Genomic DNA, 11013 nt, shown 5'->3' with positions numbered 1-11013 from the left:
GCTCCCACATTTAGATTGCGGCACACACGGTGAAGGTGTGCTGCTCTGATCTTGGTATCAGTCTTTTTCCAGCGGGGAAAAATACAGGCGGCCCAAGCCGCGCCACGTCTTCTTGTTCCAGGCCCGAAACGGAATTTGCGCCAGCAGCTCTCGCGCCAACGCACGGTTGCGGTTGGAGGTTTTGAGGAACATGGAGCTGAGGAACTTGTAACGCACCTCGTTGTACAGCGGGTGATCACTGAACAACGCGTAGGTGCGCAGGATGTTATCGATCATGAATCGATGATTCTTGTACGAATTGGTCGCGTGCTTGCGGTAGCGCGCCATCACCACGTTCAAGCCATCAATAAAGTACCCGGCGTGGGTAATCTTCAATTCGATCAGCAAATCTTCCAGACGAATCTGCGGGTCAAACCCACCGACCCTTTCCAGCGCTTCACGCCGGATCATCAGCGTAGGCGCTGGCGGGTAAGGTTTGCGCTCCAGGAACATATCGTCGAAATCCAGGCGTCGAAACGGCACGTCACGGCGCTGGCGCTTCTCCGGGAACAGCTCGCCCTGGGAGTCGATCAGCTCGATATTGCCCGCACAGATCCCCACCTCAGGCTTGCCATCCATATAGGCCACCTGGGTCGCAATGCGCTCGGGCATCATGATGTCGTCCGAACCGAACGGCACGATCAGCGGCCCCTGAGACCGGGCAATCGCACCATTGAGGGTGTTGGTCAGCCCCTGGTTCTGCTGCACACGAAAGTCGAACCTGTGCTGATCCTGCAGGCGACGGATGCGCTCGACACTGTCGTCTGTCGAGCCATCGTCGACCACCAGCAGTTCGATGTTGGGATAGGTCTGGTTCAACACACTGAGGATACTTTCCTCAATGTAGGGCGCATGGTTATACGACGCAATGATCACCGTGACCAACGGCTGACTCTGGCTCATACATTCTTCCCGCGTGCTTGAGCCAACCCTGAATCAATCAGCTCCAGGTATTCCTGACGGAATACCTCAATGTCGTGTTGCGCCTGAAGGTACTGGTAGGCCTGCTCGCCTTTTTGTGCGAGTGCCTCGTCGGACAGCGCCAGGTAAGTGTCCAGCGCCTCGGTCAGTTGAGGCACGTTGGCCGGCTCAACCGCCAGGCCACCGGCGCCTTCGATCAACGGCAGCATGGCCGGCACGCTGGAGGCAATCACCGGCAGGCGACCGCTCATGCCTTCCAGCAGTGCCAGGCCCAGGCCTTCTGCGAGCGAAGGCATTGCCCAGATGTCAAAGGCACGCACGTATTGCAGGGCATTTTCCTTGAAGCCCAACAGGTGCACGCGTCCATCCAGGCCAAGGTTCTGGATTTGCGCGGCCAGGTTGGCCTCTTCGCGCCCGGCGCCAATGATGGCCAGCTGCGCGGTCGGGTAGTTATCTTTCAGCGCCGCAAACGCCTGCAACAAATAGGTGTGGCCTTTGACCGGCACCAGCCGGCCCAAAGCGCCGATCAACCGCACCGAAGGGTCAATGCCCAGCAACTCGCGCGCACGCGTGCGTGAATGCTGCAAGCCTTCGGCCTGCTCGATGTCGATGGCGTTGGTAATCGCGTAGGTATTCTGGTCGGTAAACCCGCACTGGCAATCGAGCAGGTACTGCTTGACCGCCGGCGACACGCCGACAAAGCGCCAGTGCGCGTCGATCCAGCGCTGTGCCTGCTTGCGGCGGTAGAGACGGTCATACTCGCCAAAACCGTGGGAGATGCCGATGCACAACGAGATCTTCAACCAACGGTTGAGCTGCAACATCATGTTGACCGGCTTGAAGCGGTTACACACCACCACGTCGAACTGTTCGCGGCGGCAGAACTTATACAACTGCCACATGGCGCGCAGTCGCAAGCCTTTGAGTGACTTGTCGGAAAACTCGAAGTAGACCGACTTGGCAGCCCGGCTGACCGGCTCCCCAGGCGCCGGCTTGCCACGCAGGAACGCGGCGGTGACCTCATAACGCTCGGCGGGCAATGCCTTGACGATCTGCTCGGCCAGGTCGGCAAAGTCATGGGATTTAACATTGTAGTCAGGCTGCAGTTGCAGGACCTTGAAACGCCGACTCATAACTCTCCTCGATGGAAACCTGTGGCATCAACGACCCAGGTTGTTTCAGCCGCCAGCGTCTCGACGTATTCGGCGTCAGGCTCCGGTAGCAACGGCCACTGATTACGCTTCCAGCAGACAAAATGGAAATACGGAAATTCCCGCTCACCATCCCTGTCGTTAGTCAGGCGGCCCTTGTTCCAGAACCACTGATGCGGGAAGCGATCACTGCCGTCGTGCCATTTGATCACACCACCGGGCGTACTGAACGCCTCGGTGAACTCACTGCGCCGACGCCATGGGTTGAACTTGCCGACCAGCTCAAACAACGGCTTCGGGAAGTTCTTGCGCCACAGGAAAATTCGACTGAATGCGCCTTCATCCAGCGCATGATGCGCCTGATCGGTAAAACGCGCTTCCCAATCCTTGATGTGCATGAACGCATGCCGCTTCCTGGGCGTGTTACGCATCAGGCACAAATGGCCGGCGACTCGTCGTTCATGGGTTGAAAACAAGTCATGGCTGGCCAACCGCTCGGCGGTGAAATACTCGCGCAGGTTGCCGTAGATCAGGTCCAGATCGCCAAACGCCCAGAAATCGTAACCGGTGAGGCGGTCAGCGTGGATATGCCCCAACGCCGGCTTGATGTCGCACAGCTTGTACGGCGCCAGGGGTGCAAAATTGATGTACAGCCGCTGGGAAACCAGCGCGCAGTAATCGGCAAAGGTGATGCTTTCGATGCGGACATTGTCCGGCACATTGGCCGGCATCGGGCAGTCGCTGAACAGCAACCAGTCGATGTCCGCGTTGTGACGGCAGCTTTCGAGAAAAAACGGCATCCAGAATGGCCAGCGGCCAAAGTAAGGAATAATGAAAAGGATGCGGGGGCACGAATTGCTCAAGGGGGACTCACTGTCATTTGGTACTGAGGCGCGCTGCGCGCCACCACGTTGCTTAACGTTACTTGTGCTTGATGAACCAAAAGAGTTCATGACGCCGAATGGCCTTGCGGAAAAACTCGTTCTCACCCCACGGTGAGACGGCCCTCCCCGCCAGCAGACGCTGTATGACTCGCCGCACCCGCCGTTTGAACGGCATCTGCGGTTGCAAGTCATGCATCATGCCCAGCGACATGGCCTTTTCACACTGCCGCTCCTCCGATACTGGCATGCAATATGGTTGCAAAATGTAAGTGGAGTCGAAGCATGGCGGCAAAGCGACACTATTGCCCGAATCCCCCATTGGCCAGCGGTCGTTGTCATGCAGATGGTTGGCGTAACCGAGCAAGGTCGTCGGCTGCCATTCCAGGCCCTGCAAGGCTTCCAATACAGCTTGCTGAGCGCAGATATGGTCAGGGTGCGGATCGATCACCGGATGCGGCAGCACAATGACCTCAGGACGTGCCATCAACAGCACGGCACGCAGGTCCGCCAGCAGGTTGTTCCAGGTCGGCTGGCCATCGGCGTCGGCGGGCAGCGGGAACGGGTTGAACTGGCGAAACAGGCGGATATCGCTCAACTCGGCTTCCCGCGACGCAATGGCACGCGCAGGCTCGGCCTTCATCGCCGCCAACTGCAGGCAAAAATACCCGAGCTGAACGCAGTGCTCTTGTGCCACGCCCGCCCAGCGCGGCACGGCGATACTGTCCCAGGCCCGCAGCCGGCCCTTGAGGCGCGCCGCTTCAGGCTTGCCCAGGCCCATGTGCTGATAATGCTCGGCTTCGATCTCCCCGGCGGTCAGTGTCACGATCCAGGGCTGTGCTGCCTGGCTGTACAGGCCAAAGGCGGCCAGTTCGGCATCGTCGGCATGCGGCGCAATCACCATCACCCGCTGCTGACGCACATCCGGCTGGCGGAACACCGACAGCACAGGCTCACCCTGTACCCGGCAAAACCGGCCACGCAACAGCAACTGCCCAGCCAGCAAGGCTTGCGCCTGACCCGTGAGATTGAGGTAGCGCAGGCCGTTGACGCCGCGTTCGAACACTTGGCGGTCGCCGCCCGGCAACGCAACATAGGGATCGATAAACCGCCCCAGCAGGTTGCTCTTGAGCCGCAGTGCGAGGATCAAGGTCTCATCGCCCGCCAGCTCCAGCGTCTGGCCCAGCACCAGCCGGCCCTTGTCCAACGTCACCTTGGGCTGTTCGGTATCGGCGGCAAATTGATACTGATAGTCGTCCTTGGGCGAGTAAAACAGATGGTCGGCAAACCAGGCTTCATGGGCCACCCAGGCCAGCACCGCCAACAGCAGCGGCAACCACCAGGCCACCAGCACACCCACCGCAATCAGTACCAACAGGCTGACCAGCAGCCCGATGCGCTTATTGCGGCGATGGCGCTTGAGCAACGCCTGCTTGCGGCTTGTCGAGGCACTCATACGGTGAACACCGGCACGGGGTTGCACCAACGGTCTTTGTACTCGCGGTCCGCACGGCCGAACGAAAAGCGCAACGGCTTGCCGACTTCCCGCGCCTGTTCCCAGGCACTTTGCGTATTGAGGAAGCTCAGCACGCTGCCGGGGCTGAAGGCACGGGTTTCGGGGTCTACGCCGCCATTGATGTATTCGACGCTGACCCACTGCGGCGCTTCAACGCGATACACCAATTGCACAGCAATCGGCGCATCGTTGAGGAAAATCACCGAACCGATCAGCCACTCACGCAACAGCTCGATCACCTGCGCCATATGCGCGGCACCGGTGGCCGCGAAGCCCCAGCGGCGCTGGAACAGGTCGCAGTAGATCGCCGCCAGCTCGGCGCTGGAGAAGTCCTGCACCGGCCGCACCACACCGCCCGCCTCTTCCAGCAGGCGCAATTCACGGCGCTGGTTATAGCGAAACTTTTTTGACAGTTCTTCAGGCGTGCGCGCCATGGCCAACTGTTCGGCCTGGAGTTTGATGCCGGCAAAGCGGCCTTCATTCAGGGCCGACAGGTAACGCGCGCGATGGCGCAGCGGCGCCTGGGCATCGGCAGCGGCGGGCAGGATCAACTCGGCGTTGCCGAGGTCGAACAAGCCTTTTTTGCCATTGCGCTTGAGCACGTCTTTGGACAACGCCAGGTCGCGCCCCCAGGTCGCAATACACGCTTTAAGCTCGCCGCTTTGCTCCCAGGCCAAATAGCGCACCGGAATTTCGGCCAGCCCGGCCAGACGCTCGACCACCTGCGGATGGGTGGCGACACTGCCGCCAAAACGCTGCCAGGCGTCGCTGTAGGTCGGCGCGTCAACGACCGACCAACCGCGCTCGCGAAAGCCTTGGAATCGATTGAGCATCAAGCCCTCGCGGTCAGTTCGGTGACAGCAGGCAACTGCCAGAAGGTATCGCGCACGGCCTGATCCGAAAACCGTTGGTGCAGGCGCTCAAGCATCATCTCGGCGCACTGCTGGTGCTGCTGACGATCCATCGCGGCCAAGTGCCGAAGGCCCTGCCCCAAGTGCTCGGCATCGCCAAACGGAAACAGGATGCCCACGCCTTCAACCACTTCCTTGGCGCCGCCGCAAGACGTGGCGAGCAGCGGCACGCCAGCGGCCATGGCCTCCAGCAGCACCATGCCGAACGGCTCATGGTCGGAGCTCAGGGCAAAGACGTCGAATGCACGGAAATACCGGCGCGCATCCGGCACCTGGCCGAGGAACAGCACCTGCTCGGCAATGCCCAGTTCGCGCGCCAGAGACTTAAGGTCTTGCTCCAGGCGGCCGGTGCCGAGGATCGCCAACCGGCTCTGCGCCGGCAAATGCGGCAAGGCCAAGGCAAAGCCTTTGAGCAAGGTGGCTTGGTCCTTGTCCGGGTGCAGGCGGCCGACGTTGCCGACCACCCACTCATCCGGCGACAGCCCCAAGGCATCGCGCGCCTCATCGGCCGACACCTGCAACGCTTGCATGGCCTGGACATCGATGCGGTTATACAAGGTCTGGATACGTGCCGCCGGCCAGGCCGGCAGGCAGCGGCGCATATCGTCGCGCACCGCGTCAGATACACCGAGCAGGCTCAAGCGCTTGCTGAAAATCGAGGCAAACAGCTTGCGGCTACGGCGCTGATAATCACCAAAAGCGTGATGTACGCCGATCACTGGCAGGCGCGTACCGAGCAAGGCGATGTAGATCGGCTTGAAGCGGTGGGCAATACAGAAACTGAAGTTGCGCGACGCGGCGATCTTGCGCAATTCACGGATGGCGCCCAGCTTGAGGCCACGAATGGCCTTGGAGCTGAACTCCATGAACAGCACTTCATCAGAGGCGCAACCGGCGGCCACATCGGGGTCGGCGACCCCGGTGAGAAACACCGTGGTCACCTTGTAGCCTGTGCCTGCGAACAGGCTGGCGTACTGCCGCGCGCAGTCCAGAAACGGCCCGTCATAGCCGTGGCAGAACTGCAGGACGTGGCGCTCAGCCGACCGAGTCATAAGGGTCCACGCCGTCTTTGACGACCAGGATGTCTTCCATGATCAGGTACTGCAGGTCGGAGCCGAAGAACATGTTCAGCGCGTCGGTTGGCGAGCAGATCATCGCTTCGCCACGGCGGTTGAGCGAGGTGTTCAGCGACACGCCGTTGCCGGTCAATACTTCCAGCTCTTTCATCATGTCGTAGTAACGCGGGTTGTATTCGCGCTTGAGCACCTGGGCGCGGGAGGTGCCATCTTCATGGACCACTTCCGGTACGCGGGTTTTCCACTCTTCGGACACTTCAAAGGTGAAGGTCATGAACGGCGCCGGGTGATCGACCTTGATCATCTGTGGGGCCACGGTGTCGAGCATCGACGGGCAGAAAGGCCTCCAGCGCTCGCGGAACTTGATCTGGTGGTTGATGCGGTCGGCCACGCCGGTCGCGCTTGGGCAACCGATGATCGAACGACCGCCCAACGCACGCGGGCCGAACTCCATGCGGCCCTGGAACCAGGCCACCGGGTTGCCGTCGACCATGATCTTGGCGATGCGCTTGGGCATGTTTTCGATCTTGCGCCACACCGGCTTGCTTTCGTGTTTGGCGCACGCGGCAATCACGTCTTCATTGCTGTAGGACGGGCCGAGATAGACGTGTTCCATCTTCTCCACCGGCACGCCACGGGCGTGGGACACATAGGCCGCCGCGCCAACCGCGGTGCCGGCATCGCCGGACGCCGGCTGCACGAACAGCTCTTTAACGTCATCGCGGGCAATGATCTTCTGGTTCAACTTGACGTTCAGCGCGCAACCACCGGCGAACGCCAGCTTGCCGGTGTCCTTGAGGATGTCGCCCAGGTAGTGGTCGATCATCTGCAAGGCCAGCTTCTCGAACAGCGCCTGCATGCTGGCTGCGTAGTGGATGTACGGCTCGTCGGCGATGTCGCCTTCGCGCTTGGGACCCAGCCACTCGATCAGTTTTGGCGAGAAGTAGAAACCCTTGCCCTTCTCTTTATAACGACGCAGGCCGATGACGTTGGCGTAGTCGGTGTTGATCACCAACTCGCCGTTTTCAAACGAAGCCAGGCGCGAGAAATCGTATTTGCTGGCGTCGCCATACGGCGCCATGCCCATGACCTTGAACTCGCCGTCGAGCATCTCGAAACCGAGGAACTCGGTGATCGCGCCATACAGGCCGCCCAGGGAGTCCGGGTCGTAGAATTCCTTGATCTTGTGGATCTTGCCGTTTTCGCCGTAGCCAAAGAACGTGGTGGCGTACTCACCTTTGCCGTCGATGCCCAGGATCGCGGTTTTTTCCTGGAAACCCGAGCAGTGGTAGGCGCTGGAAGCGTGGGCCAGGTGGTGTTCAACCGGCTCGATCTTGATTTTCTTCGGATCGAAGCCCAGCTGCTCCAGGCACCAGACGATCTTGTTGCGATAGCGCTTGTAGCGACGGTTGCCCATCAGGATCGCGTCAAGGGCGCGGTCCGGGGCGTACCAGTAACGCTTGGCGTAGTGCCAGCGCGCCTCGCCGAACAGGCTGATCGGGGCGAACGGGATCGCCACCACGTCAACGTCGGAAGGCTTGATGCCGGCTTGTTCCAGGCAGAACTTCGCCGATTCGTAGGGCATGCGGTTCTTTGCATGTTTGTCGCGTACGAAGCGCTCTTCTTCGGCGGCCGCGATCAGCTTGCCGTCGATATACAGGGCTGCGGAAGGATCATGGCTAAGGGCGCCGGACAGGCCAAGAATCGTCAATGCCACTGGGGTCTAGCCTCTTTTAGTCTGCATGCAGGCGGGTTGCGCCTGGAAAAAAGTGTGCCTCCCGCCTGAGCGAGAAACAGCTAAAGGGCGGGATTATAGCGTAAAAGAGCCAGGAAGCTGTTAGCTGCGAGGGACTAGCGAAGCTCAATGCTGCCATCGACATTTTGCTGGTAGATCGTGTAGGGCAAGATAAGCGTATCCAGAACAGCGGAGAGAGGCACATCGATAAAAGCCCATGGCACGTCGTTCAAAGCGATCCCGCTTGCGGAATTCGGCGGCCCATGCAGTACGCAGAGGTCATAGACCACCCCGCTGTAGATACGCGGAACAGACTGACAATAGGTTTTTTTCGCCTTGAGCGTTCGAACCGTGTCGCCATCCTCACGGAACGCCGTGGTCACGGTGCCGCAGCCGCCCAGAACCAGAAACCCGCCTATCAAGACCCACAGGCTTGCTTTTTTGCCTTTCATGGTTGCCTCTAATCGTTGGAAAGGCGAGAACCTACCATTATGGCCGGCGACTGACAGATAACTCGAAGCTCAAAACGGCGTAGGAGTCTTCTTCTTCGGCAAAAGCAGGAGGGAGCCGTTAAACTCGCGCTTTTCTTGCGCCGACGTCTATCCCTTGCGTCGCGCCACTGATCCGGCTTCCCGATGAATACACCCCCACCCGTTCCCCTTGCCCTGCTGCTGCTCGGCTTGAGCAGCACCGTCCTGGCCGACGATGCCACTTTGGTCCTCGACCCCAGCGTGGTCACCGGCTCGCGCAGCGCCAGCCCGACCTTCGACCTGCCGTACTCGGTGGACAGCATCAGCCACGCGCAAATCAGCGACGGCCAACTCGGCATCAACGCCTCCGAGGCGCTGTCGCGCGTACCGGGCCTGGTGGTACAAAACCGCCAGAACTATGCCCAGGACCTGCAGATCTCCTCGCGCGGCTTCGGCGCGCGCTCGGCGTTTGGCGTACGCGGCCTCAAGTTGATCGCCGACGGCATCCCGGCCAGCACTCCGGACGGCCAGGGCCAGGCGGCCACCTTCAACCTCGACACCGCCGAGCGCATTGAAGTGCTGCGCGGCCCGGCCGCCACCTTGTATGGCAGCAATGCCGGCGGCGTGATCCAGATGTTTTCCCGCGACGGCGAAGGCCCGCCGCGCATCGGCGCCGAAACCCTGGTGGGCAGCGACGGCATGAGCAAAAACCACCTCACCGCCGAAGGCGCGGCGAACGGCGCAGGTTTTGTGCTCGACGCTTCACGCATGGACACCGATGGCTACCGCGACCACAGCAGCGCCCGTCGTGACCAGACCTTCGCCAAGCTCAACTTCCAGCCGGACGAAGACAGCAAGTTGGCGCTGATCTATAGCAGCCTGGAGCAAAACGGCACGCAGGATCCGCTGGGGCAAACCTGGGAAGCCTACAAGGCCGATCCGCGCTCGGTAGCGCCGGCTGCACTGCAGTACAACACGCGAAAAAGCATCGATCACCAGCAGTTGGGCCTGAATTACGAACGCTACATCGGTGATGCGACGTTGCAGGTGAATGCGTACACCGGGCGCAGGAGCGTGATTCAGTACCTGTCGATTCCAGGCGGCACCGCCTCTGACAAGCGCGGCGGCGTGGTGGACTTCGACCGTAAATTCTACGGCGGCTCGGTGCATTGGCTGCAACCGATCACCAGCGCCCCCGGCGAGCTGACCCTGATCACCGGCCTCGATTACGACCGCAGCCAGGATGACCGCCAAGGTTATTCCAACACCCTGGACGGCGTGCACGGTGTCAAAGGCGCCCTGGGCCGTGACGAACTCGACACCGCCACCAGCATCGACCCGTTCGTGCAAGCCAACTGGCTGCTGGGCGACTGGACCCTGCAAGCCGGCCTGCGCCACAGCAGCATGAAAATGGAGGTGGACGACCACTTCACAAGCGACGGCGACGGCAATGACAGTGGCAGCAAGACCTACCAGAAGAACACGCCTTCGGTCAGCGTGATGTACGCCTTCACGCCGGACTTGCATGGCTATGTGAGCGCGGGCAAAGGCTTCGAAACCCCGACCCAGGCCGAGTCGGCATATTCGACCACTTCAAATGGCTTCAACTTCGCCTTGAAGCCGTCAGTCAGCAAACAATTTGAAGTCGGCTTGAAGGCAAAGATAGGCCAGGACACGCGAGTCAACGCGGCCCTGTTTCAAATCACCACTGACGACGAACTGGTGGTGCTGTCATCCAAGGACGGCCGCACTACCTACCAGAACGCCGGCCGCACCTTGCGCCGAGGCTTCGAACTGGGCATCGAAAGCCAGCTCTCGGAACAATGGAGCACCAACCTCGCCTATACCCGCCTGCAAGCCACCTATGACAGCGATTTCATGGGCGGCGGCAAGCCTGTGGACAAAGGCAACTACCTGCCGGGCGTACCGCAAACCACGCTCTTCGCCGAGCTGAACTGGAAACCCCGCGACTGGGTCAGCACCGCCCTCGAAGGCATGTACCGCAGCAAGGTTTACGTCGAAGACACCAACCAGCAACGCGCCGCGCCGGGCTACAGCGTGTTCAACTGGCGGGCGCGCTTCGAACAAAAGGTGGAGCACTGGACCTTTCACCAGACGGTGCGCCTGGATAACTTGCTGGATCGCCAGTATGTCGGTTCGGTAATTGTTGGGGACGGCAACTTCCGTTACTACGAGGCGGCGCCGGGAAGGTCGTGGTATGCGGGGGCCGGGGCTGAATACCAGTTCTGAGTATCGGGCTGATCGTTCCCACGCTCCGCGTGGGAATGCATCCCGTGACGCTCCGCGTCACCT

At 60.7% G+C, this 11013-nt stretch carries 9 protein-coding genes; 1 reads left to right on the top strand and 8 read right to left on the bottom strand.

Annotated features, from left to right (window positions below; genetic code table 11):
* Window positions 1–57 precede the first annotated feature (57 nt).
* The 8 genes from HX790_RS15040 to HX790_RS15005 all read right to left on the bottom strand — a co-directional run bounded on the left by HX790_RS15040 (window position 58) and on the right by HX790_RS15005 (window position 8682).
* Complete coding sequence (locus HX790_RS15040; protein ID WP_017138501.1) at window positions 58–942, bottom strand: glycosyltransferase; 885 nt, start codon at window positions 940–942, stop codon at window positions 58–60.
* Window positions 939–2093: a glycosyltransferase family 4 protein gene (locus HX790_RS15035; protein WP_176991750.1), complete on the bottom strand. Its 1155-nt coding sequence runs from the start codon at window positions 2091–2093 to the stop codon at window positions 939–941. The genes HX790_RS15040 and HX790_RS15035 overlap by 4 nt, the downstream gene beginning before the upstream one ends.
* Window positions 2090–2974, bottom strand: a complete 885-nt coding sequence (locus HX790_RS15030) for a DUF6625 family protein (protein WP_017138503.1) — start codon at window positions 2972–2974, stop codon at window positions 2090–2092. The genes HX790_RS15035 and HX790_RS15030 overlap by 4 nt, the downstream gene beginning before the upstream one ends.
* Before the next feature lie 58 nt (window positions 2975–3032).
* Window positions 3033–4448: a PIG-L family deacetylase gene (locus tag HX790_RS15025; RefSeq protein ID WP_099548080.1), complete on the bottom strand. Its 1416-nt coding sequence runs from the start codon at window positions 4446–4448 to the stop codon at window positions 3033–3035.
* On the bottom strand, window positions 4445–5341 hold the full coding sequence (locus HX790_RS15020; protein WP_017138505.1) for an antimicrobial resistance protein Mig-14: 897 nt from the start codon (window positions 5339–5341) through the stop codon (window positions 4445–4447). Before HX790_RS15020 ends, HX790_RS15025 begins: the two co-directional genes overlap by 4 nt.
* Window positions 5341–6471 (bottom strand): glycosyltransferase, encoded by a 1131-nt coding sequence (locus tag HX790_RS15015; protein ID WP_056860561.1) that lies wholly within the window; start codon window positions 6469–6471, stop codon window positions 5341–5343. The genes HX790_RS15020 and HX790_RS15015 overlap by 1 nt, the downstream gene beginning before the upstream one ends.
* Window positions 6455–8212: a carbamoyltransferase gene (locus tag HX790_RS15010; RefSeq protein WP_017138507.1), complete on the bottom strand. Its 1758-nt coding sequence runs from the start codon at window positions 8210–8212 to the stop codon at window positions 6455–6457. Before HX790_RS15010 ends, HX790_RS15015 begins: the two co-directional genes overlap by 17 nt.
* A gap of 134 nt (window positions 8213–8346) precedes the next feature.
* A complete protein-coding gene (locus HX790_RS15005) occupies window positions 8347–8682 on the bottom strand; it encodes a YceK/YidQ family lipoprotein (RefSeq protein WP_099548079.1) in 336 nt (111 codons plus the stop codon).
* A 183-nt stretch (window positions 8683–8865) separates the two neighbouring features.
* Here HX790_RS15005 and HX790_RS15000 point away from each other — a divergent pair, with 183 nt between their 5' ends.
* Window positions 8866–10950, top strand: a complete 2085-nt coding sequence (locus HX790_RS15000; RefSeq protein WP_176991749.1) for a TonB-dependent receptor — start codon at window positions 8866–8868, stop codon at window positions 10948–10950.
* Window positions 10951–11013 lie beyond the last annotated feature (63 nt).

The sequence above is a fragment of the Pseudomonas sp. IPO3747 genome, assembly GCF_013385245.1.
Classification (GTDB): Bacteria; Pseudomonadota; Gammaproteobacteria; order Pseudomonadales; family Pseudomonadaceae; genus Aquipseudomonas; species Aquipseudomonas edaphica.
The sequence above is the reverse complement of the archived record's forward strand: the minus strand, read 5'-3'. Positions and strand labels throughout refer to the sequence as shown.

Coding starts and splice junctions, on each gene's coding strand:
- HX790_RS15040 (WP_017138501.1), bottom strand. CDS start 942: ATGAGCCAGAGTCAGCCGTTGGTCACGGTGATCATTGCGTCGTATAAC.
- HX790_RS15025 (WP_099548080.1), bottom strand. CDS start 4,448: ATGAGTGCCTCGACAAGCCGCAAGCAGGCGTTGCTCAAGCGCCATCGC.
- HX790_RS15015 (WP_056860561.1), bottom strand. CDS start 6,471: ATGACTCGGTCGGCTGAGCGCCACGTCCTGCAGTTCTGCCACGGCTAT.
- HX790_RS15005 (WP_099548079.1), bottom strand. CDS start 8,682: ATGAAAGGCAAAAAAGCAAGCCTGTGGGTCTTGATAGGCGGGTTTCTG.
- HX790_RS15035 (WP_176991750.1), bottom strand. CDS start 2,093: ATGAGTCGGCGTTTCAAGGTCCTGCAACTGCAGCCTGACTACAATGTT.
- HX790_RS15020 (WP_017138505.1), bottom strand. CDS start 5,341: ATGCTCAATCGATTCCAAGGCTTTCGCGAGCGCGGTTGGTCGGTCGTT.
- HX790_RS15000 (WP_176991749.1), top strand. CDS start 8,866: ATGAATACACCCCCACCCGTTCCCCTTGCCCTGCTGCTGCTCGGCTTG.